The organism is Propioniciclava sp. MC1595 (genome assembly GCF_017569205.1).
GTDB lineage: Bacteria > Actinomycetota > Actinomycetes > Propionibacteriales > Propionibacteriaceae > Propioniciclava.
Genome location: NZ_CP071870.1, coordinates 3,405,399 through 3,430,973, shown reverse-complemented (window position 1 = coordinate 3,430,973; position 25,575 = coordinate 3,405,399). Strand labels below are relative to the sequence as shown.

At 67.8% G+C, this 25,575-nt stretch carries 26 protein-coding genes and 1 pseudogene; 15 read left to right on the top strand and 12 right to left on the bottom strand.

Features of this window, described 5'->3' with window-relative positions; all coding sequences use genetic code 11:
• Positions 1 to 171 precede the first annotated feature (171 nt).
• The 9 genes from rpmH to J4N02_RS16585 all read left to right on the top strand — a co-directional run bounded on the left by rpmH (position 172) and on the right by J4N02_RS16585 (position 6,038).
• Positions 172 to 309: a 50S ribosomal protein L34 gene (rpmH, locus tag J4N02_RS16625; protein ID WP_182817337.1), complete on the top strand. Its 138-nt coding sequence runs from the start codon at positions 172 to 174 to the stop codon at positions 307 to 309.
• 16 nt (positions 310 to 325) lie between these two features.
• On the top strand, positions 326 to 661 hold the full coding sequence (gene rnpA / locus J4N02_RS16620) for a ribonuclease P protein component (RefSeq protein ID WP_182817335.1): 336 nt from the start codon (positions 326 to 328) through the stop codon (positions 659 to 661).
• A gap of 10 nt (positions 662 to 671) precedes the next feature.
• Positions 672 to 911, top strand: coding sequence for a membrane protein insertion efficiency factor YidD (gene yidD, locus J4N02_RS16615; RefSeq protein ID WP_182817333.1), 240 nt, complete (start codon positions 672 to 674; stop codon positions 909 to 911).
• Positions 904 to 2,007, top strand: a complete 1,104-nt coding sequence (yidC, locus tag J4N02_RS16610) for a membrane protein insertase YidC (protein ID WP_188334186.1) — start codon at positions 904 to 906, stop codon at positions 2,005 to 2,007. The genes yidD and yidC overlap by 8 nt, the downstream gene beginning before the upstream one ends.
• A gap of 259 nt (positions 2,008 to 2,266) precedes the next feature.
• Positions 2,267 to 2,734 carry a R3H domain-containing nucleic acid-binding protein gene (locus J4N02_RS16605; RefSeq protein WP_309224426.1) on the top strand — a complete coding sequence of 156 codons (468 nt, stop codon included), beginning with the start codon at positions 2,267 to 2,269 and terminating at the stop codon, positions 2,732 to 2,734.
• A 1-nt stretch (position 2,735) separates the two neighbouring features.
• The gene (gene rsmG, locus J4N02_RS16600) at positions 2,736 to 3,368 is read left to right on the top strand and encodes a 16S rRNA (guanine(527)-N(7))-methyltransferase RsmG (protein ID WP_188334184.1); all 633 of its coding nucleotides are present in this window, start codon (positions 2,736 to 2,738) and stop codon (positions 3,366 to 3,368) included.
• Positions 3,369 to 3,401: 33 nt separating this feature from the next.
• Complete coding sequence (locus tag J4N02_RS16595) at positions 3,402 to 4,055, top strand: PhzF family phenazine biosynthesis protein (RefSeq protein WP_188334183.1); 654 nt, start codon at positions 3,402 to 3,404, stop codon at positions 4,053 to 4,055.
• Positions 4,056 to 4,175: 120 nt separating this feature from the next.
• Complete coding sequence (locus J4N02_RS16590) at positions 4,176 to 5,090, top strand: ParA family protein (RefSeq protein ID WP_309224425.1); 915 nt, start codon at positions 4,176 to 4,178, stop codon at positions 5,088 to 5,090.
• 15 nt (positions 5,091 to 5,105) lie between these two features.
• Positions 5,106 to 6,038, top strand: a complete 933-nt coding sequence (locus J4N02_RS16585; protein WP_188334182.1) for a ParB/RepB/Spo0J family partition protein — start codon at positions 5,106 to 5,108, stop codon at positions 6,036 to 6,038.
• A gap of 66 nt (positions 6,039 to 6,104) precedes the next feature.
• On the opposite strand, the pseudogene J4N02_RS16580 reads toward J4N02_RS16585, so the two are convergent.
• The 4 genes and pseudogenes from J4N02_RS16580 to J4N02_RS16565 form a co-directional block, all read right to left on the bottom strand.
• Positions 6,105 to 6,428 (bottom strand): annotated as a pseudogene (locus J4N02_RS16580) (DUF3817 domain-containing protein); the annotation flags it as partial.
• A 50-nt stretch (positions 6,429 to 6,478) separates the two neighbouring features.
• Entirely contained in the window at positions 6,479 to 7,222 is a 744-nt protein-coding gene (locus J4N02_RS16575; RefSeq protein WP_188334181.1) for an SURF1 family protein, read from the bottom strand.
• The gene (locus J4N02_RS16570; protein WP_188334180.1) at positions 7,219 to 8,184 is read right to left on the bottom strand and encodes a D-alanine--D-alanine ligase; all 966 of its coding nucleotides are present in this window, start codon (positions 8,182 to 8,184) and stop codon (positions 7,219 to 7,221) included. Before J4N02_RS16570 ends, J4N02_RS16575 begins: the two co-directional genes overlap by 4 nt.
• 12 nt (positions 8,185 to 8,196) lie before the next feature.
• Complete coding sequence (locus J4N02_RS16565) at positions 8,197 to 9,507, bottom strand: PLP-dependent aminotransferase family protein (RefSeq protein ID WP_243760828.1); 1,311 nt, start codon at positions 9,505 to 9,507, stop codon at positions 8,197 to 8,199.
• Positions 9,508 to 9,555: 48 nt separating this feature from the next.
• Between J4N02_RS16565 and J4N02_RS16560 the strand changes: the two genes are divergently transcribed.
• A complete protein-coding gene (locus J4N02_RS16560; protein WP_188334179.1) occupies positions 9,556 to 10,050 on the top strand; it encodes a hypothetical protein in 495 nt (164 codons plus the stop codon).
• Between the two features lie 19 nt (positions 10,051 to 10,069).
• Here J4N02_RS16560 and J4N02_RS16555 read toward each other — a convergent pair whose 3' ends face one another.
• Genes J4N02_RS16555 through J4N02_RS16525 form a run of 7 tightly spaced genes read right to left on the bottom strand, consistent with a single transcriptional unit; the run spans position 10,070 to position 19,330 of the window.
• Positions 10,070 to 10,519, bottom strand: coding sequence for a hypothetical protein (locus J4N02_RS16555; RefSeq protein WP_188334178.1), 450 nt, complete (start codon positions 10,517 to 10,519; stop codon positions 10,070 to 10,072).
• Positions 10,519 to 10,884, bottom strand: a complete 366-nt coding sequence (locus J4N02_RS16550; RefSeq protein WP_188334177.1) for a helix-turn-helix domain-containing protein — start codon at positions 10,882 to 10,884, stop codon at positions 10,519 to 10,521. The genes J4N02_RS16555 and J4N02_RS16550 overlap by 1 nt, the downstream gene beginning before the upstream one ends.
• 28 nt (positions 10,885 to 10,912) lie before the next feature.
• Entirely contained in the window at positions 10,913 to 11,443 is a 531-nt protein-coding gene (locus J4N02_RS16545) for a hypothetical protein (RefSeq protein WP_188334176.1), read from the bottom strand.
• Between the two features lie 13 nt (positions 11,444 to 11,456).
• Positions 11,457 to 14,600, bottom strand: coding sequence for a type I restriction endonuclease subunit R (locus J4N02_RS16540; RefSeq protein ID WP_188334175.1), 3,144 nt, complete (start codon positions 14,598 to 14,600; stop codon positions 11,457 to 11,459).
• Positions 14,597 to 15,802 (bottom strand): restriction endonuclease subunit S, encoded by a 1,206-nt coding sequence (locus J4N02_RS16535; protein ID WP_188334174.1) that lies wholly within the window; start codon positions 15,800 to 15,802, stop codon positions 14,597 to 14,599. The genes J4N02_RS16540 and J4N02_RS16535 overlap by 4 nt, the downstream gene beginning before the upstream one ends.
• Complete coding sequence (locus tag J4N02_RS16530) at positions 15,799 to 17,379, bottom strand: class I SAM-dependent DNA methyltransferase (RefSeq protein ID WP_188334207.1); 1,581 nt, start codon at positions 17,377 to 17,379, stop codon at positions 15,799 to 15,801. The genes J4N02_RS16535 and J4N02_RS16530 overlap by 4 nt, the downstream gene beginning before the upstream one ends.
• The gene (locus J4N02_RS16525; RefSeq protein WP_188334173.1) at positions 17,357 to 19,330 is read right to left on the bottom strand and encodes a hypothetical protein; all 1,974 of its coding nucleotides are present in this window, start codon (positions 19,328 to 19,330) and stop codon (positions 17,357 to 17,359) included. Before J4N02_RS16525 ends, J4N02_RS16530 begins: the two co-directional genes overlap by 23 nt.
• A 145-nt stretch (positions 19,331 to 19,475) precedes the next feature.
• On the opposite strand from J4N02_RS16525, the gene J4N02_RS16520 reads away from it, so the two are divergent.
• The 3 genes from J4N02_RS16520 (at position 19,476) to J4N02_RS16510 (ending at position 21,931) form a co-directional block, all read left to right on the top strand.
• On the top strand, positions 19,476 to 20,336 hold the full coding sequence (locus tag J4N02_RS16520; RefSeq protein WP_188334172.1) for a hypothetical protein: 861 nt from the start codon (positions 19,476 to 19,478) through the stop codon (positions 20,334 to 20,336).
• A 75-nt stretch (positions 20,337 to 20,411) separates the two neighbouring features.
• Positions 20,412 to 21,293 carry a CPBP family intramembrane glutamic endopeptidase gene (locus J4N02_RS16515; protein ID WP_188334171.1) on the top strand — a complete coding sequence of 294 codons (882 nt, stop codon included), beginning with the start codon at positions 20,412 to 20,414 and terminating at the stop codon, positions 21,291 to 21,293.
• The gene (locus J4N02_RS16510) at positions 21,290 to 21,931 is read left to right on the top strand and encodes a TetR/AcrR family transcriptional regulator C-terminal domain-containing protein (protein WP_188334170.1); all 642 of its coding nucleotides are present in this window, start codon (positions 21,290 to 21,292) and stop codon (positions 21,929 to 21,931) included. The genes J4N02_RS16515 and J4N02_RS16510 overlap by 4 nt, the downstream gene beginning before the upstream one ends.
• A gap of 84 nt (positions 21,932 to 22,015) precedes the next feature.
• Here J4N02_RS16510 and J4N02_RS16505 read toward each other — a convergent pair whose 3' ends face one another.
• Positions 22,016 to 23,302: a citrate synthase gene (locus J4N02_RS16505; RefSeq protein WP_188334169.1), complete on the bottom strand. Its 1,287-nt coding sequence runs from the start codon at positions 23,300 to 23,302 to the stop codon at positions 22,016 to 22,018.
• Between the two features lie 190 nt (positions 23,303 to 23,492).
• On the opposite strand from J4N02_RS16505, the gene J4N02_RS16500 reads away from it, so the two are divergent.
• On the top strand, positions 23,493 to 24,749 hold the full coding sequence (locus J4N02_RS16500) for a DDE-type integrase/transposase/recombinase (protein WP_208091041.1): 1,257 nt from the start codon (positions 23,493 to 23,495) through the stop codon (positions 24,747 to 24,749).
• A 154-nt stretch (positions 24,750 to 24,903) separates the two neighbouring features.
• Positions 24,904 to 25,449 (top strand): YceI family protein, encoded by a 546-nt coding sequence (locus J4N02_RS16495; RefSeq protein WP_188334679.1) that lies wholly within the window; start codon positions 24,904 to 24,906, stop codon positions 25,447 to 25,449.
• The last annotated feature ends 126 nt before the right edge of the window (positions 25,450 to 25,575 follow it).

Genomic DNA, 25,575 nt, shown 5'->3' with positions numbered 1-25,575 from the left:
CAAGGTGGATGGTCCTCGGCGTGTCGCCTCGACTTCCGCTCCGCGGCGCCCCAGTTTGCCCAGACACCCCCTCCCCGCGTAGAGTTGCGTGGTCGCCGCCTCGGCGACGCCTGTGTCCGCGTGGGCACAGTCGATCCGCACCCGTGGTCACAGCAAGTTAGGGAGATTGGCGTGAGCAAGCGCACTTTCCAGCCGAGCAACCGGCGTCGCAGCCGCACCCATGGCTTCCGCCTCCGCATGCGCACCCGCGCCGGTCGCGCCATCCTGGCGGACCGTCGTCGCAAGGGCCGCGTCCGCCTCGCCGGCTGACGTCACCCCTGCCGCGGTGTTGCCCGCACCCCACCGACTGCGCGCCTCGGACGAGTTCCGCTCCGTGGTGCGCAGCGGCGTCCGGGTCGGCAGGCCGACCCTCGTGGTGCACGCCCTGGCCAAGCAGAGCCCGCCGTCACGGGCGGGCTTTGTCGTGTCCAAGGCCGTGGGCAACGCCGTCACCCGCAACCGCGTGAAGCGGCGCCTCCGGCACCTGGTCTCGGACGCCCTCGGCTCGGCTCCCCAGCCGGTCGACGTGGTGGTCCGCGCACTGCCGCCCGCGGCGTCCGGACCCCTCGTCGAGGACTTCACCGGCGCCTGGCGCACCGCGCTCGGCAAGCTGGCGGCGTGAGGTCGCGGCCATGAAGTACCTGCTCATCGGCCTGTTGAAGGCGTACCGCGCGGTGATCAGCCCGCTGTACGGCGATGTCTGCAAGTTCTACCCCACGTGTTCCTCCTACGGGCTGGATGCGATCCGCACCCACGGCTCGGTCAAGGGGACGTGGCTCACCCTGAGGCGCCTCGTGCGCTGCCATCCCTGGTCGCTCGGGGGCTACGACCCCGTGCCGGCCGCTGACGCACAGAAGGTGCACCATGTTTGACGCCATCGGCGGCTTCTTCGACATGCTCATGCAACCCATCTACTGGGTGATGTCGGGCATCCTCGTGGGCGCCCACAGCCTGTGGTCCATGGTTATGGACCCGAACTCCGGCTGGACGTGGGTCCTCGCCATCGTCTCGCTCACCGTCGTGGTGCGGACGCTGATGATCCCGCTGTTCGTGCGGCAGATCAACAGCTCCCGGTCCATGCAGCTGGTGGCCCCGAAGGCGCGCGCCCTCCAGGAGAAGTACGGCTCCGACCGCGAGCGGTACGGCCAGGAGGTCATGAAGCTGTACAAGGAGGAGGGCGTCAACCCCGCCGCCTCCTGCCTGCCGCTGCTGCTGCAGATGCCGGTGTTCCTCGGCCTGTTCTACGTGCTGAACGGAGCCGCCCGCGGCACGCCCGTCGGCACGTGGTTCGTCGAACGCCCCCACCTGGTGGAGTCCCTGCAGAAGTCGAAGATCTTCGGCACCGAGATCTCCGCGACGCTCGCCCAGAACGGCTTCGTGTTCGGCCCGACCCTGTTCGTCGCCGGCTTCCTGATCATCGCGATGACCGCGTCGCTGTTCTTCATGCAGCTGATGATGATGCGGAAGAACATGCCGCCGGAGTCGCTCGAGGGCCCGTTCGCGCAGCAGCAGAAGATGATGCTGTACCTGTTCCCGGCGATCTACCTGTTCACCGGTGTCGCGTTCCCGATCGGCGTCATGATCTACTGGCTCGCCTCGAACCTGTGGACCATCGGCCAGCAGTGGATCCTCATCCACAACAACCCGACCCCGAACACCCCGGCGTTCATCGACTGGGAGGAGCGGATGAAGGCCAAGGGCAAGGACCCGGCCGAGATCCTGCGCCAGCGCGCCGAGAAGACCGGCCGCAAGCGTGGCGGCCCGGTCGCCACCGCCGGCGACCCGACGAAGGTCGCCCGCCAGGGCCGCACCGGCAGCACGTCCGCGCCGGCGGCCAAGGCCGACGACACGACCACCACGGACGCCGCGGGCTCGGCCCCGCGTCCGGTCAAGCGGCAGCAGCCGTCGAAGAACACCCGTGCCAACCGCAAGCAGGCCCGCCCGCGCAAGCCGGGCGCGTCCACGTAAGGAGTTACACATGAGCGAGGACCTGGACACCACCGTGGCTGTCGAGGAGGAGGCCCCCGTGGCCGAGGCCGTCGAGTTCGTGGGCGAGCCGGTGACCGACGAGGTCGAGGCCCCCGTGGTCGCCGAGGGTGACGACGCGCCGGTCGAGTCCTCCGAGGACTCCGCCGCCTCCCCCGCGTCCGCCGACGAGGCCGACGAGGCCGACGAGGCCGACACCGACGAGGACGCTTCGGAGGCGGGCGAGGCTGCTGCCCCGCGGATGAGCAAGCGCGAGGAGGCCCTGACCAACGAGGGCGAGATCGCCGCCGACTACCTCGAGGAGCTGCTCGACATCGCCGACCTCGACGGCGACATCGACACCTTCAACGAGGGCGGCCGCGCGCACGTGTCGATCATCACCGACTCCGACGCCCTGGTGGGCAAGGACGGCGAGGTTCTCGACGCCCTGCAGGAGCTCGCGCGCCTCGCCGTGATGACCGAGACCGGCCACCGCTCGCGCCTCATGCTGGATGTCGCCGGTTACCGCGACAAGCAGCGCTCGATGCTGCAGGACATGGCGGCCGACGCCATCTCCGACGTCCAGGAGAACGGGGAGCCCGTCCGCCTCACGCCGATGAACCCCTACCAGCGCAAGATCGTGCACGACGCGGTCGCCGCCGCCGGGCTCGTCAGCGAGTCCGAGGGCGAGGAGCCCAACCGCCGCGTGGTCGTCCTGCCCAAGGCCTGACGTGAGCGTGCCGGACGCCGCGGCGTCCGTCTTCGGCGACGAGCTGGGGCGGGCGACCGCGTACGCGGACCTGCTCGCCACCCGCGGCCTCGAGTGGGGCCTGATGGGCCCCCGCGAGGTGGACCGCATCTGGGACCGGCACGTCCTCAACAGCGTGGCCGTGGGTCACGCGATCGCACCCGGGGCGTCCGTCGTGGACGTCGGCAGCGGGGCCGGCCTGCCCGGCATCCCGCTCGCCCTGGCCCGCCCCGACCTGCGTGTCACCCTGCTCGAGCCGCTGCTGCGCCGGGCCAACTTCCTGACCGGCGTGGTCGAGGAACTCGGCTTGGGCGAGCGGGTCGAGGTCGTGCGTGGGCGCGCGGTCGGGCCCGACGACAAGGACCCGCTCGGCCACCACGCCCAGTACGACGTGGTCACCAGCCGCGCGGTTGCCGCACTGCCCCGGCTCCTCGCGTGGTGCGTCCCGCTGATGGCGCCGACCGGGTCGATCGTCGCGTTGAAGGGGTCCTCCGCTGCGGGCGAGGTCTCGGACGCCGCCGCCGACGTGGCCCGCCACCGGCTGAAGGCCGAGGCGATCCCCGTCACCACCCACGACGGTGCGGACCCGACCTGGCTGGTCGTCTGTACCCGGTGACCCGTCCGGGTGGCCGGCGATAGGGTCGGGGCCATGCGCCCCGTTGACCATGTCCTGCGAGTCTTCACCGACGCCGACGGCCGATTCGGCAACTTCCTGGGGATCTTCCTCGACACCGGCGACTGGACCGACGAGTTCTGCCAGTCGCGCGCCCACGACCTCGGCTTCAGCGAGACGGTGTTCGTCGACGACATCCGCACCGGCCGGATCCGGATCTTCACCCCGACCGTGAAGCTCGGCTTCGCCGGGCATCCCACGGTGGGTGCCGCGTGGCTCATCGACCACCTCGGCCACGAGGTGCACACGCTCGAGTGCGAGGTGGGCACCGTGTACAGCGTGGCCACCCAGCTCGGCGCGACCGTGCTCGCCGACCCCGCGTGGAGCCCGCCGATCGACCTGACCCAGGTGGCCTCCCCCGAGGTCGTGGACTCCTACCGCCCGTGGGAGGGGTCGCACGAGTACGTGTGGGCCTGGATCGACGAGGCCCGCGGCATCGTGCGCGCGCGTGCGTTCGTCGACGAGGTCGGCATCGAGGAGGACGAGGCCACCGGTTCGGCGGCGATCCTGCTGGCCGCGCACCTCAACCGGGCGCTGCGGATCCATCAGGGTGTCGGCTCGCGCATCGATGTCGGACCCACCCACACGGGCAAGGTCGCGCTCAGTGGAGATGTGAAGCTAGACCGATAGAGCGGTATATCGACAAAGAGTCGTAACGACTTCGAGCGCCTCAGTCGGGTGTGCCGACTGTGTTGTCGTGCCGGTCCGGTAGATTGAGCAGGTCATCTCCTGTGAAAGGAAGGACGACCTGTGACGTCTTCCCCCGCCTCCCCGCGCCGAGCATCGTTCGACGTGGCAGAGGATGCCGTGACCGAGCCGGATGCGCCGGACGATCTCGCCCCCGGTGTTTCACGTGAAACACCCACACTCCCCCAGCCCGGTTCTCCCCGCATCATGGTCGTCGCCAACCAGAAGGGCGGGGTTGGCAAGACCACAACCGCGGTGAACATCGCGGCTGGCCTGGCCTCGGGCGGTCTTAAGGTCCTCGTCGTGGACATCGACCCCCAGGGCAACGCCTCAACGGCCCTCGGGGTCGAGCACAGCGAGGGAACGCCGGGCACGTACGAGGTGCTGGTGGACCAGGAGCCGATCATCGACACGGTCCAGCGCTGCCCCGACCTCCCCGGGGTGTGGGTCCTGCCCGCCACGATCGATCTCGCAGGAGCCGAGATCGGCCTTGTGGCCACCGTTTCACGTGAAACGCGCCTCAGAATGGCCCTGGATGCCTTCTTCGACCACTACTACGTGGACTACGTCATCATCGACTGTCCCCCATCCTTGGGGCTGCTCACCCTCAATGCCCTGGTGGCCGCCCATGAGATCATGATCCCGATCCAGTGCGAGTACTACGCGCTGGAGGGCGTCACCCAGCTCCTCCGAACCATCAACCTGGTCAAGGGACGCCTCAACGACGGCTTGGTGCTGTCGACGGTGCTCCTCACCATGTTCGACGGGCGCACCAAGCTCGCCGCCGAGGTCGCCGCCGAGGTGCGGAAGCACTTCGAGCGGGAAACCTTGGAGACCGTGATCCCCCGCTCGGTCCGGATCGCGGAGGCACCCTCCTACGGGCAAACCGTCCTCACCTACCAACTCAACTCCGTCGGCGCGCAGGCGTACCTCGCGGCAGCGACGGAGATTGCCGAGCGCGGCGCAACCGGATTCTGATCGAAAGGCACCACCATGGCAGCACCACGTCAACGCAGCGGCCTCGGACGCGGGCTCGGCGACCTGATCCGCCCCACGACGCCCGAAGAGGCGCCCCAGCCCACCGCTGAAGTACCCGATACGCCCGACCTGGTGGCGGCACCGGCGGGCGCGAGCTTCGGCGACATCCCCGTCGACCAGATCGTCCCGAACCCGAAGCAGCCCCGACAGGTGTTTGATGAGGACGACCTCACCGAGCTCGTCGAGTCCATCCAGGAGGTCGGCCTCCTGCAGCCCATCGTGGTGCGTCGCGTCACCGACGGCTACGAACTCGTCATGGGCGAGCGCCGACTCCGCGCGACCAAGAAGGCCGGCCTCGCGACCATCCCGGCGATCGTGCGCGACACCGCCGAGCACGACCTGCTGCGGGACGCACTCCTCGAGAACCTCCACCGCGTTCAGCTGAACCCGCTGGAGGAGGCCGCCGCCTACCAGCAGATGCTCGACGACTTCGGCTGCACCCAGGAGGAGCTGGCCACCCGGATCAAGCGGTCACGGCCCCAGATCTCCAACACCATCCGGCTCCTGCGCCTGCCGGCGCCCGTCCAGCGACGCGTAGCGGCCGGCGTGCTCTCGGCCGGCCACGCCCGCGCGCTGCTCCCCCTGAGCGACCCCGTGGAGCAGGAGCGCCTGGCCCAGCGGATCGTCGCCGAGGGCCTGAGCGTGCGTAGCGTCGAGGAGATCGTGGCGGTGGGGGAGCGGGGCACGAAGACCCGCCGGTCCCCGGTGCTGCGTGCGCCGTCGCCGCGGGCCGTGCACCTGGCCGAGACCCTGACCGACAGCCTCGACACCCGGGTCAATGTCCAGATCGGCAAGAAGCGTGGCCGGATCACCATCGAGTTCGCCGGCGAGGAGGACCTCGACCGCATCCTCGTCGTCCTGCGCGAAGGCGTCACGACAAACCAATAACAGGTTGAAAAGCTAAGTCGACAAATCGCTAGGTGGACAAGCCCGGCGAGGTGGCGGAGAGCTGGCTCAGTGCTGGCCCGGGGCCTGCAGCTCGGCGATGCGCGCGCGGACGTCCTTGGTGGCGTAGTGCTCGGCCACGAAGGAGAGGAAGGGGATCGTCCCGGCGAGGGCGATGAGGCCGAGGCGCAGCCAGGGCCAGCGCACGCGGCGTCCGAGGTCATAGGCCGTGATCAGCAGCACCATGTACAGCCAGCCGTGGGGCACGCCCGTGGCCACCACGACGGCATCGTTGCCGCCGAAGTACTTCAGGGGCATGCCCACGACCACGAGCACGACGAGCAGGATGCCGACCACCCAGGCCATCACGCGGTACCGGAGCAGGGCCCCCTTGATGCCGGGGACCTCCTCGAGTTCGATGGGGCTGTCGTCGACCGACATGCTCATGCGGATGCATCCTTCCTGATCACTTCGAGGGCGGCAGCCTCCTGCGCCTTGCGCTCGCGGACGCCCATGCTGTGGGCCAACATGATGGCCATGCCGAGGCCGAAGGCGGCGAACACCCACCACTGGAGGGCGTAGCCGCTGTTCTGGGCCGACCCCTCGCCGGTCGGCAGGTTCACCGGTGCCTGGGCGAGGCCCTGCTCCTCGGAGTCGGCCGCGCCGAGCGTGATGAACCCGGGCACGAGGTTCGACCACTCCTGGGCGAGCGCGGGCATGCGCACCGAGGCCAACTGGCCATCGGGTACCTGCACCGCGACCCCGCGGTCGTCGAGCACGTTGCCCTCGCCGGGTAGGAACAACCCGGTCTCGGTGACCTGCCCGGCGGGCGGGGGAGTGATGTCCGACTCGGAGGGCGTCAGGCCGCGCACCACGGGCAGCGTGCGGCCGTCGACGACCTCGAACGCCCCGAGCACGCGGTACCCGCCCTCGCCGGGGATGAGGATCTGGTGGTCGGGCAGGTAGCTGCCGGTCACCGTGACCTGCTTGCCGTAGATGTCGGCGAGGGACGCCTCGCTGCCGAGGTGGTCCTCGAGCGGGACGGCGGCCTGGGCTGCGCGGTCCTCGACCGTCTTGTTGCCCTTGTCGACGAAGACCTGCATCTGCCACAGGCCCAGGAACACCATGACCAGGGCGCCCACGACGCCCACGAGGAGGATGAGGACCTGCTTCAGACGCGTGCTCATGCCGGCTCGGTGCCCTCCGCCCGACGACGGGCCACGGCGACGAGCGCCGAACAGACCTCGGCGAACGACGAGTCGGACGCCTCGATGCTCTGGGGCAGCAGCGACGTCTCGGTCATGCCGGGGGCCACGTTCACCTCGATGAACACCGGCTCCCCGTCGCGGACGATGATGTCGGTGCGGGAGAGGTCCCGCAGGCCCAGGGCCTGGTGGGCGGCCAGCGCGAGCTCGGCGCAGCGGGCCGCCTCGGCGTCCGAGATGTCGGCCGGGGTGACGAACCGGGTCTCGCCGGCGGTGTAGCGCGCGGTGTAGTCGTAGACGCCCGAGCGCGGCTGGATCTCGACCGCGGGCAGCGCCTGCGGGCCGTCGCCGAGATCGATGACCGAGACGGAGACCTCGGTGCCCTCGATGAACTCCTCGAGGATCGCGATGTCGCCGTACGCGAACGCGGCCACGATCGCGGCCGGCAGCTCGGACGCCTGCGTCACCTTCGTGCAGCCAAGCGCCGACCCGCTACGGGCGGGCTTGACCATCATCGGGAAGCCGATCTGCTCGCCGAGGGCGGCGATCAGGTTGGCGGCGCCCAGCTCGCGGAACATGTCGTGGGGCAGGGACGACTGCCGCGGCGTCCGGAACCCCGCCGCGCGGGCGGCGACGACCGGGGTGCTGACGGCCTTGTCGAACGCGATGCGGGACGCCGGGCCGGTCGAGCCGACGTACGGGACGCCGAGCAGGTCGAAGACCGAGCGGAGGGCGCCGTCCTCGCCCGCGCCGCCGTGCAGCACCGGGAAGATGACGGGGTCCTCGACCGAGGCGATGGTCTCGAGGAGGGAGGCGTTGACGTCGGCCTCGAGCACCGTGTGGCCCGTCTCGCGGAGGGCCTGGGCGACACGGCGCCCGGACCGCAGGGAGACGTCGCGCTCGTGCGACAGCCCACCGGCGAGGACGATGACGTTGTCGGACACTGGGGCGACTCCTTAGCTGATGTCGGGCGCGGGGCCGAGGTTGGGTGCGTGGCGGTGGTCGTCGGAGCGCAGCCCGAAGGTGACGTGCATCTCGAGCTCGTCGGCGATGGCCTTGCCGAGGCGCCGGGTGCCCTCGTAGATGCGCTCGGGCGTCGGGAAGCAGTACGACAGGCGCATGTTGCGGCTGCCGAAGCCGTCGGCGTAGAACGCGGTGCCGGGCACGTAGGCGACGCGCTCGTTCACCGCGCGGGGGAGCAGCGCCTGGCTGTCGAGGCCCTCGGGCAGGGTGACCCAGACGAAGAAGCCGCCGTTGGGGGAGGTCCACGTGGTGCCGGGGGGCATGTGGGCTGCCAAGCCGTCGAGCATGGCGTCGCGGCGGGCCTGGTACATGCTGCGGAACGTGTCGATCTGGCCACGCCAGTCGAAGTTCTCCAGGTAGTTCGCGATGGCGAACTGGCTGAAGACCGGCGGGGAGAGCACCGCCGCCTCCTGGGCGATGGTGAGGCGCTCGCGCACCGCGTGCGGGGCGAGCACCCAGCCCACCCGGAAGCCGGGGGCGAATGTCTTGGAGAACGAGCCGAGGTAGATGACCTGGTCGTCCATCGAGCGCATCGCGTCGATCGGCTCGCCCTCGATGGTGAGGAGGCCGTACGGGTTGTCCTCGACGATGAGCAGGCCGAGCTCGTTGGCGACCGCGAGCACCTCGCGGCGGCGCTCGAGCGGCTGGGTGATGCCCGTGGGGTTGTTGAAGTTCGGGATCGTGTAGAGGAACTTCACGGCCTTGCCCGCGGCGCGCAGCGAGACGACCGCTTGGCGCAGCGCCTCGGGGACGAGACCCTGGTCGTCCATCTCCACGTGGTGGATCTGCGCCTGGTAGGCGTTGAACGTGCCCATCGCACCGACGTAGCTGGGCGCCTCGGCGAGGATCACGTCGCCCGGGTCGATGAAGATGCGGGTGACGAGGTCGAGGGCCTGCTGGCTGCCGCAGGTGATGACGACGTCGTCGGCGTTGGCGGTGATCGCCTCCTCGGCCATCACCTCGACGATCTTCTCGCGCATGAACAGCTCGCCCTGGCCCGAGCCGTACTGCATGGCCTGGACGCCCTTGGTCTGGACGAGCTGGTCGAAGGAGGCCCCGAGGTTCGCCAGCGGGAGGTCGGCGATGTTCGGCATGCCGCCGGCGAGGCTCACGACCTCGGGGCGGTTGGCGACGGAGAAGAGAGCTCGTACGGCCGAGACGGTCATGGAACCGGTGCGATCTGCATACTGGTCGATGTAGGGATCCAGCCGCGTGTCGCGGCGGGACGGTTCGAGAGAGCTCACCCGGCCATTCTCCCACCTCGCGGGTGAAGCTCCCAAAGGAGGCGAACGGTGCGTTCACTGGTGGCACTCGACAGCCACGACCTGCGGGAGCTGGCCTGCCCCTGGTGCGGCCGGACGCCGCGGGGGGCGTCCGGTGGGTTCAAGGCGGTCCGGGAAGGACGCGTCGTCGGCGCGCTCGCCTTCGCGCCGGGTGCGGATCTGGGCGGCATGTACCCGGCCAACAGCATCGTGGTGCTTCAGCTGTGGGTACGGCGGGAGGACCTGGGGGAGCTGATCGGCACCCAGCTCGTCCAGCGGCTGGCCGCCGCGGCACCGCAGCGGACGCGGTGCGTGATCGCGGCCGGCACCCACCGAGCGGGGGACTGCCGTCGCCTGCCGGCCGCCTGGCTCGAGGGGCGCGGCTTCGTCGAGGCCGTCGTGGGCGCCCAGTGGAAGCTCGACTTGCGGCGCACCGTCCCCGTGACGGGTGTGGTCCGCGGGGCCTTGGACGCCGTGGGTCGCCTCGTCCGCCCTCCACGTCCGTCGCCGGCGGGGCGGGGCTGACGCTCCGACTGCGTCTCGATCAGTTGTTGAGTTCCGCGTCGAAGACGAGCGTGGGACTGGGGGTTGACGTGGGAAGTTCGATGCCCGGGTGCAACAGCCCCGATGCCAGGAGACGTAGGTGCATGGCCGAGTAGTCCCACAGCACGTGGGCTGCCATCGACCACAGCTCGCGCAGGAGTTCGTCTCGCTCGCCAGGAGTGTCGGCGGTGACTGACTGGCCGTCGCTCCGTGTGACGTACGCGGTGCTGTCCACCCCCACCACATGCGTGCCCCCGATGGTCGGCGCAGTTACCTGCAGGCAGAGGGCTATCGACTTTGGATTCGAGCCCTCGATCTCAGCCAGCCACATGCGGGTGCTGATCTCGATGTCCGTCGCTGGCGGGAGCGGGTTGCACATGGAGCGAAGGACGGACAGGGCCCCCAAGAAGTACCGCGACGCAGCCGGGGTCGGTAGAGGGAACTCACCCATCAACGACTCCCCACGGTCTGCGGCAGCCGGTTCCATTCCTCGACGCCGAGCCACGTGCCGGGGAGAAGGCGGCTGACACCACGGGCCTCGTCCGCGGGCGCCATCATGTGGATCACCCTCACCCGCACGGCATGGGCGTAGCGCCGCAGTGTGGAGAGGTGCGGGTCACGCTCACCCGACTCGATCCGAGCTACCGCGCCCTGCGAGATGCCCATGCGCTCGGCCACCTGGGCCTGGGTGAGCTGTTGGCGCTTGCGTTCCGCCACGAGATAGTCCATCAGCCGCTGATCTTCGCGCACCAAGTGCTCGGCCAGTTCGTCGAGAGGGTCACAGGGGTCGATGCCCAACAGGGTGTCGAGGTCCATGACGCGCTCCTTTCCAAACGATGGGTTCCTAGTATGACCCCACGGTAATACCTTGGTGCAACAGCCAGAGGCCGAAACGATCAAGTCGGGCTTGAGCCTCAGCCACGTGACGATCCTGCTCGTCCAGACCCAACGGGCCCGGGCACTTGCTCTTGATCGCCAGGGTCAACAACAGGAGCGGAGCCGGCGCAGGCTCAGTGAAGTAGAGCCGGGTGTGCCGAAGCTCGGGATCGCCGTCCGGATCGTCCTCGGGGAAACCCGTGTAGTCCTGCATCCTGATCTCCAGCACGTCCGGGTGTCGACCCATGCAGCAGACATCGTGGTGGGATGCGTGCCCGTAGCTGAGGAGCCCTTCACCGCCTTGGGTGAGCTTGGCCTTGAGTTCCTGTTTGAAGAGGGCTCGCTCTGACTCCGCCATCGGAGCGAGCATGGCGTGGTACTCGGTGACGAACCAGGTTTGCTCCGCATCGCGCGCGTGCTTCCAGTCGCCACCCGAGCCCGCCGCCCCGGTGGCAGCGCTCTTGGTGGTGCGGATTCCCGGGGGCTGCTCCGTCCTCATGCAATCCCCCTCGTCATGCGAGCAGTACCTCCATCTGCTCGATGACCTGCTTCACGGCCTGCTCGGATTGATCTGGTGGGTAGCGGTGCTTGCGCAGCAGCCGCTTGATCTTGGCGCGCAGCGCAGCGCGCACGTCGTCTCGGATCGACCAGTCGGTGGTGGCATCCCGGCGTGCCAACGCGACCAGTTCGCGGGCGATGTCGGCGAGCACGTCCTGGCCGAGCACGTCCACGGCGGATTCGTTGTGGGCGATCGCGTCGTAGGTGGCCAACTCGTCGGCAGCCAGCGGCGGGTCGAATGCCTCGCCGCGCTTGGCCTCGGCGGAGATGTCTTGGGCGAGGGCGTACAGCTCCGCCAGCACCTCAGCGGCCGTGAGCTGGGCATTCGTGTATCGCAGCATGACCGCCGACAGGCGCTCGCTGAACGCACGTTGCCGCGTGAGGCTCTGACCGCTCGCGGACGCCGCCTCGGCCAGGATCGCGGCACGGAGAGCCTCGATCGCGAGGTGGGGGTTCGCGGACGCCTGGGCTCGCGCCAGCATCGCCGGGGTGAGTTCCCGGAAGTTGGGCCGTTCGATCTGGGCAGCCGCGTAGATGTCGATGACCTCCCCGACCTCGGTGGATGCGGCCACCAACTGGTTGAGCAGGCGGGCGACCTCGTCGGGCACGGGTTCGCCGCGGGCCGAGCGCTCGGCGGCGTCGTACTTGGCCATCCAGACGCGGACCTCGTCGTAGAAGCGAACCTCGGCGGCGATGTCGCCGAGGTTCTTCGCGCCGGCAGCGAGCGCCCAGGCCCGCCCGAGTTGGCCGCTGAGCTTGCGGAAGCGCAAGGCCACCGTATCGGCGGCGTCCGGTTCGTTGTCGGAGGGGTGTGGGGCGCGTAGCCAGTTGGTCAGCCCTTGGGCGGCGCCCACCCAGCCACGCGGACCGGCCGAGGCGGCCCGCCAGTCGTAGCCGGCTACGAGGGAGCGGATCTGGTCGACCAGTGCGCGGGCGAGCTCGATGGCTTCATCGAAGCTGCGGCCCAGGGGACGGGTGGCCTGGTCGGCGGGGGAGTACTCGGCCAGCGCTTCGGTCAGGCTCTCGACCAGGGGGGCGTAGGCCACGAGCAGACCCGTGTCCTTGCCGCGGAAGGTGCGGTTCACCCGGGCCAGCGTCTGCATGAGGAGCGCACCTTTGAGGGGGCGGTCGAGGTAGAGGGTGTGCAGCGGCGGTGAGTCGTAGCCCGTCAGCATCATGTCCTTGACGATGACGAGCTCGAGGTCGTCGTCGGGGTTGCGCAGGCGTGCCTTGATGGTGTCGTTTTGGGTGCCGGTGCGGACGTGGTTGATGATCGGGGATTTGTCGGTCGCCGAGCCTGAGTAGACGACCTTGATGCGGCCGGCATCGATGGTGTCCGCGTGCCAATGGGGGCGCAGCTCGACGATGGCGGAGTAGAGGTCGGCGCAGATCTGGCGGGTCGCGCCGACGATGAGCCCCTTGCCGGGCCCGTCGAGTTCTGGCCGGACGCGCTGGGCTCGCTTTTCCCAGTGGGTGACGATGTCGGCGGCCAGCGCCTTGACGCGTTCGGGGGCCCCGTAGATCGCGTTGACGACGGCCACGGATTGCTCGACGCGCGCACGTTCGATGTCGTCAAGCCCGATGGCGGCCTCATCGGCGGCGCGGTCGAGGTCTTCTTCGCTGACGTCGGCCGCCCGCTTCACGGTGATGAGGCGCGGCTCGAAGACGACGGGGACGGTGGCGCCGTCGGAGACCGCCCGGGAGAGGTCGTAGACGTCGATGTAGTCCCCGAAGACATCCCGGGTGTTGCGGTCGATGAAACTGATGGGAGTGCCCGTGAAGGCGATCATGGTGGCGTGCGGCAGGGCCTGGCGCAGCCAGTGGGCGAAGCCATTGAGACCGTAATGGCTACGGTGGGCCTCATCGACCATGACGATGATGTTGTGGCGATCCGACAGGAGGGGGTGGTTCGTGCTGGTCTCGCGTTCGGTGTCGGTGAGACTGAACTTCTGCAGGGTCGTGAAGTAGATGCCGCCGCTGCGAGCCGTGGTCAGCGCGTCGCGCAGGTGGTCGCGGCCTAGGATCTCGATGGGTTCGCTGGGTAGGAGTTGGCTCGCCGCGAAGCTGTTGAAGAGCTGCCGGTTGAGTTCGGTGCGGTCGGTGATGACCACCACCGACGGGCTCCTGAGTTCTGGACGTCGCGCCACGATGTTGGCGTACAGCTCCATCTCCATGGACTTGCCGGAGCCCTGGGTGTGCCACACGACCCCGGCCTTGTTGTCGGAGCGGCTGGCCTCGATCGTGCGGCCGACCGCCTTGGCGACGGCGAAGTACTGGTGCGGTTTGGCGATGCGCTTGGCCAGCCCGCCTGCACCAGCGTCGAAGGCGATGTAGTAGCGGAGCAGTTGGAGCAGGCGCTCGGGGTTGGCCAGCCCGAACAGGGCGATCTCCAGGCCGCTGTCGTAAGTGGTGTCGGGCAAGGGTTGACCGATGTCGAGGGGGGCGCCGTCGTCATCGACGTTCCAGGGTGCGTAGTGGTTCAGGGGGGTGAACGGCGTGCCGTACTTCGCCGTGATGCCGTCGCTGATGAGGGTGAGCGCGCACGCCCGAAAGGCCATCCCGAACTCACGCAGGTACGTGCCCAACTGGGCGTGCGCCGCGGCCAGGTCAGCCTGGGCTGCGCCGGCCTGCTTGAGTTCGATGATGATGACCGGTAGGCCGTTGAGGTAACAGACCACGTCGAGGCGGCGGCGATGCTCCCGATCCTGCAGGCGCACCTGGTGGACGGCCAGCCAGTCGTTGTCGCTCGGTTCGTGGCTGATCAGCCGGATGGTCGGGTTGTGGGTGGTGCCTTCATGGTCGGTCCAGGTGACGCCCCGGTAGCCACTCACCATCAGGTCGTGCAGACGCTTGTTCTCGGTGATGGGGTCTTGCGAGGTGGGGGTCAGGATGTCGGTGACGGCTTGCCGCAACCGCGGCGCGGGCACGCCCGGGTTGAGCTTGCGCAGCGCGGCCTCGAATCGCTCCGGCAATACGAGGTCGGACGCCGACGTGCGCTCGTCGTTGATGTCTGAGCCGGACGCCGAGACCCAGCCGAGTTCACCCAACACCTCCAGCGCCGCGTGCTCCCAGGCGGCTTCACTGATCAGTGCCTTCACAGCACCTCCTCAACCGTTGCTGTTGCTTGCCGGATACTCAGGCGCCCCGACATCAGGTGGGGGAGCAAGGTGTCGCGGAGAGTCTCGAGGCGCGTGTTCTCTTGGGAGACCTGGACAGCGCGATCATGAAGCGGCGTTACGTGCGCTGAGAATTGAGACGCAGACTCGATCGATGGCCAGTGCACCGGGAGATCCTTGAAGCGGCCCCGACTCAGCTCAAGGAATGTCGCTCCGTTGGCGTGAGACAGGTATTCGGCGACGCGGTTCTGCATCTCGTGGAACAACCACATGAAGTAGCGCTCATCCTTGGGTCGCACAACGATGAACCCTTGATTGACCGCCACGGGGACCTTGGCGATGGCGAAGGCACCGATGGTCGCGCGAGATGTCATCAAGATGCTGTTGGCCGGGTAGAGCGCAGAGCTACATGCTGCCAGGCCAGCATCAGTGATGCGCCGTGATGTGCCCACCAGGTAGGGAAGGGTCAACGCGGTGACATCCGTGGGAGTGACCCAGGGAATCGTGCCGTTCCAGAACGCTTCGTTCTTGGTGGACGGAGTGCCACCTCCGCCAATGAGTGCAACATCGTCATAGCGGTCCTGTCGAGCGGGGGTGGGCTGTGCCTCGAACAACGTTGTCGCCAACGTCAAAGCACTGGTGGCGAGCCGATGGTTGGCGGCGATCTTGTCGTCCAGAGCGACGAGGAGCTCGGCAATCTGGGTCTGTGTGCCGTGTGGCGGCACATGCAAGGGAACGGCGCTCAGGATGGAAGTGTTCAAGTTCGGCATTGTGGCGCCCACCGCATGGCCCTGAATCCAATCGCGGACGGCGGGACTGCCTAGCAGGTATGACACGAACCGCGGGTCCGCCTTCTGGGGATCAACTCGCGCCCGGAGACACCCAGTGCCGCAAATCCATCCCTCTTGTTCGGGACGGACCAAGGCGCGCTTGGTGACGTCGCCCCGTCGGGAGTAGACAATGTCGCCCGGCTCGAGCCGGTGCCGCGTCAGCCGTGCAGCAACCGTGTCGGGAATCCGCGCGATCCGATGGGTTCCGATCGTGTTGTCGCCCAAGTCCTGAGGCATCACCACGGGTACTCCTGCGGCGGTGTACTCGTGCGCGTGGAGTTGAGACCCGAAGGGCCCGGTCTGAATGCCACCATCCACACACACTGAACCCAGATCGGTGTGTGTCCAGCTCATCCCAGCCTCCCCAACTGTTCGCGCACCACGGCGTCCAGGCGCTGGGATTCGTCCATGGCCGCGAGCAGGTCAGCCGTCAGCCGGGCGATCTTGTCGTCCAGGTCTTCGGCATCTTCTGATGGCTCCGGGCTGCCGACGTAGCGGCCAGGAGTGAGGGCGTAGTCGGCGTCCTTCACCTCGGCGATGCTCGCCGAATAGCAGAAGCCGGGGACGTCGGCGTAGGGCGTCCCCTCGGCCGCGGGCAGGCCCAACCATGCGTGATACGTGTTCGCGATGCTCTGGATCTCCTTGGGCTCGAGTACCCGCTCTGCGCGATCCACCATGCGGCCGAGTTCGCGGGCATCGATGAACAGCACCTGCCCGGCCCTTGCGCCCTTCGCCTTGTGCAGGAACCACAAGCACACGGGGATGCCCGTGGAGCGGAACAACTGCGTCGGCAGCGCCACCATGCACGACACCAGATCGGCCTCCACGATCTGGGCCCGAATCAGGCCCTCGCCGCCCGAGTTGGAGCTCATCGACCCGTTTGCCAACACGACGCCCGCCTGACCGCCCGGGGCCAGCTTGCTGATGATGTGCTGCAGCCACGCGTAGTTGGCGTTGCGCGCGGGCGGGACGCCGAAACGCCACCGCAAGTCATCCTCGCGGCGTGCCCAGTCCTTGATGTTGAACGGCGGGTTCGCCAGCACGAAATCCGCTTCGAGCGAAGGGTGCAGGTCGTTGGCGAATGTGTCCTCCCACGAGGCACCCAAGTTGCCGTTGATGCCGTGAATCGCGAGGTTCATCCGAGCCATCCGCCAGGTGCGTTCGTTGAGTTCCTGGCCATAGACCGACAGGGCGGTGCGGTTCTTATGGTGGGCGTCCAGGAATTTCTCGGCCTGAACGAACATGCCCCCAGACCCGCAGCACGGGTCGTAGATGCGGCCCTGCTCGGGGCGCATCATCTCGACCAGCACCCGAACCACGCTCGGCGGGGTGTAGAACTCCCCGCCCCGCTTGCCCTCTGCTGCCGCGAACTTGCCCAAGAAGTACTCATACACCTCACCCAGGAGGTCACGGGCCTTCGTCGCTCCTTCGCCGGCGAAGTGGGCCGAGTTCAGCAAGTCGATGAGCTCGCCCAGCCGGCGCTGGTCGACCGACTCGGTGTTGAAGATCGTCGGCAGGGTGCCGGCCAACGCCTTGTTGTCGCCCATCAACGCGATCATGGCGGCGTTGATCAGCTCACCGACGGTCTGCGTCTCGGTGCCCCGAGCATGGTCGGCCAAGAACGACCAGCGAGCCGGGGCCGCAACCCAGAACACCCCAGAACCCGCGAACTCATCGGGGTCTTCCATGGTCGCCAGGATGTCGTCCTCGTCGTAGGCGATCGGGTCGGCCTCGAGCTCGGCCCGAATCGCCTGCCGACGCTCGTCGAAGGCGTCCGACACGTACTTCAGGAACACCAGCCCGAGCACCACATCCTTGTACTGGCTGGCATCCATCGACCCCCGCAGCTTGTCGGCCGACGCCCACAACAAGTCCTGCAACTCCTTGGTCGTGGACGGGCGAGCGGCCTCAGCCTTCTTCGGACGAGCCATCGGGTTCCTTTCGCGAGATGCTGATGTGCCGTCGTTCGACGGCATCGAGGAGATCAGTGCGCAACGCCCGCAGGGTGGTGAGCTCCCGATCAAGACGCGCTTCCGTGGCGGCGAGGTCGTCCAGAGCGCCCCTGAGCGCGGGGACAGAAGCCGCATCCACGGTCGTTACGGTCCAGGCGCGCCACCGGGTGCCCGGCTGGCTGGCGTTGATCGCGGCGGCCACGGCGTCCGGCAACAGCGAGGCATCTGGCGCGACCCGCAGGATGCGTGCCGGCGCGACGACGACACTGCCGCCATCGCGGTCAACCCATGCCCGGGGGGCCTTGCCGTCGACGAACACCACATCGCCGGCCTGGGTGGTGTGGGCGTTCGTCCGACCCAGCAGCGTGGCGCGATCGACGCGTCCGCCGGTGGGGCCCACCGAGTGGTCGCTACGAACTCCGACGACTGGGACGTTCCCCTTGGGTAGGGCAGACACGTCAAGACGGTGGCCAGATACCAGCCGAAGGAGACGGCGTTCGAGGGCATCCCCCAACGACAGTGACGGGGCGGTGCTGGTGGCCCCCTCCTCGAGGGAGTAGCGCGTCAAGACGCCGTTGGCATCGGCTGCCATCAGACGCAGCTCGACATCGGCGAGCTCCGGCGCCGCATAGTCGCTGGCCCGCCGCGCACCGCGCACCAACGAGTCAGACGCCAACAGGGCCGGACGCGCCACCGCCACCAGGTGTGCCCATTCGCGCCGGTGGGCGTCCATCCGCGTCCCCAAGCTCGCCACCAGGTCGGTCACCAGGCTGTCCACGTCAGCCTCGTTGAACACCCCGCCGCCCAGGTCAGCGATGCGGGAATACTGCGCGGCGATGTCTCCGGTCGGTGGCGCACCCAGCAACCACAAGGCCAGATGCTCGCGAGGCTTGTTGACACGCAAACCCTCAGGCAGGCGCACGATGGCGCGCACCCAGCCCGTGCGCAACAGTGAGTCGCGTCGTTGGGATGCCTCGCCGATGAGCGCATCGGTCAACAAGGAGGCCGGCGCGACGACCAGCGCCACATCCTGCTCCCGCATGGCTGCCTGGGTGCGCTGGATGAGTTTGAGTTGTACCGCCAAGGACGCATTGGGGGCGTCGGCAAGAGGGAGGGCGATGAGGTACACGGTGGGGTGTGACGTGGTGACCGGGGGGCCATCGAAGAGTTCGACATAGGCGTCCTGCAATGCCAGCAACCGCCGTGTGTGCAGGGCGATCGCGCCTGCGCGTCGCTTCAGGAATAGGGTGCGGTTGGGGGGAAGTGCGGCCAGCAGCGTTTCCGCTCCCTGACCAGTGGGGTCACAGACGGCGGCGAGGGGGTCCAGGCCATCGGCCAGGGTGGCTACAAGGCGCTCGAGGAGCGTTGTGAGTCGGTGGTGGAGCAAGGTAGCTCCCAGCCGGGCTGACTGGTGCCGCAGGGCACGTTCGACCAAGTCTTCGTGTGCATCCGCGATGCTGAACGACTCACTCGCCGCCTCCTCCACCCAGCCCAGGTCGGTGAAGATCTCGGGGCCCCGCAGGAGCGGAACCGTGACGTGCTCGTGGTCATCCCCCCACAGATTTGCAGCGAGGTGTGTCAGATGATCTCTTGCCGGCACTTCCAACGGCCCGCCCCACTCATGGCGGAGACAGAGGAGGGCGCTGATCTCGACGAGACGCTCGGCGGGCATGGATGACGTCAACACCCGCTGCGCTCGCTTGGCTGCCGTGTCGCGCACGTCTGGATTGTTCCCGTGGTCGGTGGACTCCAGCCAGTCGACGACCTGATCAAGGGCGAACAGTTCTTGCGAGCCCGCCCGCTCGACCGGTTCTGGGAACGGGGTCGCGGCGTTGCGGAACCTGCGGCGCCACATCGACACCACGGGCCGCTGCACCTCGGCCAGTGCCGCGATCTGGCTCATCGTGATCAGCGTGTGGGGGTGGGTCATGGAAAGAAGCGTAGACCACAGGACGGGATGTGTGGAGAAACTCCATGATAATGGGGGTTATCGCCCGGATATTGCAAACGTCACATCTACCCGTTGAGACTGGTAGGACTTCACGACGGTGAGGCACCCCCCGAAAGGACCCCTCATGGACATCGTCTCGATCCTGAACTCGCCCGCCGGCGTTGCCGTGATCACCGCACTGGGTGTGATCATCGGCGCTCGCATCTCAGCAGTGCTGGGCATCCGGACGGGCGCTGGCGGTCATGTCGCCTCCTTCGACAACGCACACCACAATCACGTGACCCAGACCACCCAGCACCATGTTGAGCACCACGACAACCGCGTCTACCACGCCCCGCCCGCGGCAGCGGGACGCGATCTGAACCCAGGGGAGATCTTCGCCCTGGGCTTTGGGTTGATGGTGCTGGTCGCAGCCGTAGTCTGGCTTCTCGCGATCTATTGGGGTGTCGTCTCCGTCGTCCTCCCGATCGTCGTTGGCCTACTGGCCCTGCTGCTCGCTGTGGCTGCTGGTAGGTACCCCCACAACACGGGGCGCAAGCGCTATCTGCTCGGAAGTGCTCTCGCCGTTGCGGTTGCCGGGTGGGCCGTGACTGCCTTCCCATCGGCTGTCGAAGGCATCCCCTCGCTGACGGAGATTGCGATCCTGACCCAGGGAGCGCCTTCGTATGTCGAGGGAGTGACCATGACCTTTCAGGCGCTGGGGCCCTTGGGTATGAGCAGCTATCTGCTCCGCATGGCTGGCATGGGTCTCGCCTTCCTCGTCTTGTTGGGGCGAGCGAGGGATGCGGTCGCCTTCGCCCTCATCGCCCGTGGCCGCCGCATCGGTGATGAGGGGATGCAGGCTCGAGGCTTCCGGTGGTCGGGGGTCAAGCCCGAGGGTTGGGTGGACCTCGCCACCCTCGTCGCCATCCTGGCGTTGGTAGCCCTTTTCGCCTACCCCGGAGCGGTTCTCTGGATCCCTGCCTTCGGCGAACTCATCGGCTGAGCCAAGGGGTAGCTCAGGGTTGTGCAGGGGAGAGCCCGACGAGACATCCTACGGCGTAGAACTACCGTGGTGCCCATGGTCTACACCGTAGAAACCCGCCAGTCGGAACCGTCTCACGTCGAACCGGTCATCGCCCGCTACCGGCACCCGTGGCGGTTCTACCTGCTCTCCACCGCCATCCCGTGGGTGCTGTGGTTCACCGCCGGATGGCTCTCGCACCGCCCGGACGCCTCGATCGCCACCCGGGTGCTGATCGCGGTCCTGGGCCTGGGCGGTCTGGTGGCACCCCTGGGCGTCGCGTGGGCGCTAGTGCGCCAAGACCCCGTGCTGCGCGCCGACGTGCTGCACCGCTTGGTGAACGTGCGCGAGGTGCCCGCGTGGGCGTGGGCAGTGGCCGTGTTCCTGCTGCCCGGGGCGCTGCTGCTCGGCACCGCGTTGTCGCTGCCGTTGGGCTATTCCCCCGACCAGTTCCTGCTGCGGGGCGGAGTGTCCTTCACGGCGGGGCTGATTCCCGCGTGGCTCACGCTGACCCTCGCCCCGGTCGTGGAGGAGCTCGCCTGGCACAGCTACGGCACCGACGCACTCGCCTCCCGCTGGACCGTGTGGCGCACCTCGCTGGTCTTCGGCCTGATCTGGTTCTTCTGGCACGTGCCGCTGGGCACGATCCAGGGCTACTACCAGGCCGAGGTCGTGGAGACGGGACTGTTGGCGTCCATCAACTTCGGGGTGTCGGTGTTCCCGTTCATCATCCTGATGAACTGGGTGTACTACCGCAGCGGCCGCAGCATCCCGCTCACCCTCGTGTTCCACCTGGTGGCGAACGTCGGCAACGAGCTGTTCCTGACCCATCCCGACACCAAGGTGATCCAGACCGGCATCCTGCTGCTGGTGTGCGTCGTGGTCGTGTGGCGGGAGCGTGGGCTCTTCTTCACCAAGCCTGCGAAGCTGGGGACATGACGCCGGCGCCGCAGATCCTGTCCCGTTCGCAGATCGTCGCGGCGGCGATCGGGCTCATCGACCGCGAGGGGCTCGATGCCTTCTCGATGCGTCGTCTGGGCGCCGATCTCGGTGTTGACCCGATGGCGGTCTACCACCACGTGCCCAACAAGGCGGCCCTGTTCGATGCGATCGTCGACGAGGTCTGGGCACGGACATCCCCGGAGCCGCCCAGGCCGGGGGAGGGCTGGCGGGAGATCGCGGCGTCCTCGTTCGTGGCGTTGCGGCGGGTGCTGCTCGCCCACCCGCGGTTGGTGGCCATCATGGGGTCGCGCCCCATCGTGACCCCGCACATGCTCGCCCTGACCGAGAGGTCGCTCGGCTGGTTGGTGGACGCCGGACTGGCCCCGGCGTCCGCGATGCAGTTGCTCGACTGCCTGATGGCCTTCACCATCGGCAAGGTGCAGGGCGAGGTGCGCGACCCGGTCGGCGGGGTGGGTGTCCCGGCCGAGGAGGTGTGGGGCGCGCTCGGCCCCGACACGCACCCTCGCATCGTCGACGCACTGTCGAGGGGCTACGACTGGCAGCCCGAGGATGAGTTCACCCGCGGCCTGCGGGCCTTGCTCGCGGGTTGGGAGGAAGAGGGGGGCTTGGCCTGACTGAGTCTGGGGGGTGTAGGCTAGGCGCCAAGGAGTCAAAGGGGGCCGACCGTGTGGTCGACCCCCTTCGGGTTTGTCAAGCGATCAGCGAGCGTCCATCGGGACGTAGTCGCGCTCGGTGTGACCGATGTAGATCTGGCGCGGGCGGCCGATCTTGTTGGTCGGGTCCTTGATCATCTCGCGCCACTGGGCGATCCAGCCGGGGAGACGGCCGATCGCGAAGAGCACGGTGAACATGTCGGTCGGGAAGCCCATCGCGCGGTAGATCAGACCCGTGTAGAAGTCCACGTTCGGGTACAGCTTGCGCTCGACGAAGTACGGGTCGCTCAGGGCGGCCTCTTCGAGCTCCAGGGCGATGTCGAGAAGCTGGTCGTTGCCGCCGGCGCGGTTGCGCAGGATGGCGTCGGCGTGCTTCTTGATGATGGCCGCGCGCGGGTCGTAGTTCTTGTACACGCGGTGGCCGAAGCCCATGAGGCGCTCGTTGGAGCTCTTGTCCTTGACCTTGTTGACGTAGTCCTTGACGGAGATGCCGCGGTCGGCGATGTCGTCCAGCATCTCGAGGACGGCCTGGTTGGCGCCGCCGTGCAGCGGACCGTACAGGGCGTTCACGCCCGACGAGACCGACTGGTACAGGTTCGTCTGGGCGGAGCCGACGAGGCGCACGGTCGAGGTGGAGCAGTTCTGCTCGTGGTCGGCGTGCAGGATCAGCAGGACCTCCATGGCCTTGACGACCTCGTCGTCCAGCTCGTACGGCTGGCTGACGGTGCCGAAGGACATGCGGAGGAAGTTCTCGACGTAGCTCAGGGAATAGTCGGGGTACAGGGTCGGCATGCCGATCGAGTTCTTGTACGAGTAGGCCGCGATCGTCGGCACCTTCGCCATGAGGCGGTGGGTGGCGGCGTCGATCCTGTCGTCGTCGAAGCCGATGGTGTCCTGCGAGAACAGGCCGAGGGCCGTCACGCCGGCGGACAGCACGGGCATCGGGTGCGACTTGCGCGGGAAGATGCGGAACATCTCGCGGATGCGCTCGTCGATCACCATGTGGTTGGCGACCTTCTCCGTGAAGTCCTCCAGCTGCTCCTTGGTCGGGAGCTCGCCGTAGAGCACGAGGTAGGAGGTCTCGAGGAAGGTCGACTTCTCGGCCAGCTGCTCGATCGGGTAGCCGCGGTACTGCAGCACACCCTTGTCGCCGTCGATGTAGGTGATGGCGGACTTGCAGACCGCGGTGTTCGCAAAACCGATGTCGAAGGTGGTGTCACCGGTCTGGGCCATCAGCTTGCTGATGTCGTAGCCGTTGTTGCCCTGGGTGGCCTGCACAAAGGGCAGTTCCAGGTTCTTGTCGCCAGCGCTGAAGGTGGCAGGGGTCGTCATTGAACTCCTCCTTGGTGAGGCCTGTGGTCACTCAGCCGTCAGACTACAGTGACGGTCGAGGCGCTCGCCAAACCACGACGACACTCACACATAGTCCCCGCGTAGCAGGGTGCTGTGCCTCACAGACTTTCCCCGCGTGAGGGGGTGGGGCCGGCCACGATGGGGTGTGCTGCTTGAGGGGAAGTTGTCGATGAAGGCCAGGGTCGAGGTCACGAAGCGGTACGCACAGGCGTACGCGGACGCGCCGAAGCACGGCAAGAGCTTGATCTTGGACCAAGTGGTCGAGGTGACGGGCTGGAACCGTGACCATGCCCGTCAGCAACTCCGCTTGCGGTTGCTGCAGGCGCCGGGACGGGCAGTGGCAACGGTCGCGGTGATCGATCGGCGCAAGACCAAGCCTCGCCGGTACTCCTACGATGCGACCAAGGTCCTGCAACGGGTGTGGGCCACCAGTGGCGGTAGTTGCGGCAAGTACCTGGCTGCCGCGATGGGTGACTGGCTGGACGCGATGGAGGCTGAAGGGTCGCTGGTGCCCGGGGTGGAGCACTACCACGACGGGGTCCGTGCCGAGCTCGAGGCCATGTCGGCGGCCACGATCGACCGCTACCTGGCGCCGGCCAAAGCGCGGGACCCGATCCGCGGCAAGACCAGCACCAAGCCCGGGCACCTGTTGCGCCAATCGATCCAGGTACGCAAGGCCGGTGACGAGGTCGAGGGCGAACCCGGGTTCTTCGAGGTCGACACGGTCGCCCATTGCGGGCCCACCCTGAAGGGCGAGTTCGCCAGGAGTGTGAACTTCACCTGCGTGCACACCGGCTGGGTGTACACCCATCCCATCCGGAACAACGCCCGCGTGCACGTGCTGGCCGCTTTCGACGCGTTCGTTGAGGCGGTGCCGTTCGCCGTGACGGGCATCGATTGCGACAACGGCTCGGAGTTCATCAACCACCAGATCATCGGCTGGGCCGGTGACCGGGATGTGTTCTTCACCCGATCCCGGCCTTACAAGAGCAACGACCAAGCCACCATCGAGTCCAAGAACGGGCACCTCGTGCGCCGATACGGGTTCTACCACCGCTACGACACCCCGGCCGAACTCGACCTCCTGACCCAGTTGTGGCCCTTGGTCAACGACAGGTTGAACTTCTTCACCCCCACCAAGAAACCCATCGGGTACGGCACCGACAAACTCGGCCGCCGCAAGCGCCTCTACGACCAGCCCCGCTCCCCCTACCGGCGGCTCCTCGAGGCAGGCGTCCTCAGCCCCGCCCAAGAACACGAACTCGCCGCCTACCGGGCCACCCTCAAACCCACCCGGATCGCCCGGCAGATCACCGAACTCCAAGCCGAACTGACCCGCTTGGCCGCCACCAAGACCCGCCGCCTCGAAGACCAACTCACCTGGCGAGCCCCCGACATCAAAGCCCTCAAGATCCGCGCCGGCTAGACCCCCGTTCCCGGGGAAAAATCTGTGAGGCACACGCCCCATCAGCCGGGGACTTGACTATGAGGCACCACGAACCCCGGTTCCCTTGAGGTAGTTGACACTTCAACCAATGCGGGTGTACGGTTGAACCAACAACCAATCAGGAGGACACAACATGTCGCAGCTCGCCGAGCTCAAGGGGACCTACGTCCTCGACCCGTCGCACACCACCATCGGTTTCGTGACCCGTCACGCCATGGTCACCAAGGTCCGTGGCTCCTTCGAGGAGTACACCGGCACCGCCACCATCGACGGCGCCAACCCGTCGGCCTCGACCCTGGACGTCGACATCCAGGCCGCCTCGATCAACACCCGCAACGCCGACCGTGACGGCCACGTCCGTTCCGGCGACTTCCTCGACGTCGAGACCTACCCGACCATCACCTTCCGCGGCTCCGACTTCGCGATCAAGGGTGACGTCGTCGACGTGACCGGTGACCTGACGATCCGTGGCGTCACCAAGCAGATCACGATCCCCTTCGAGTTCCAGGGCGCTGCCAAGGACCCGTTCGGCAACAACCGCATCGGCTTCGAGGGTGAGACCACCATCAGCCGTGCCGACTTCGGCCTCACCTGGAACGCCGCCCTCGAGACCGGTGGCTTCCTCGTCGCCGACAAGGTCGTCCTCGAGTTCGAGGTGTCGGCCATCGAGCAGGCCTGACCTGCACCCAGTCTCCGGTTGCGACGCCCCCTGGGGGTGGGTGGGCTCCGACCGGACGCCGAAGGGCGGTTCCCTCACGGGACCGCCCTTCGTGCGTTCCCGGGTCACTGGTCCGGACGCCGCGGG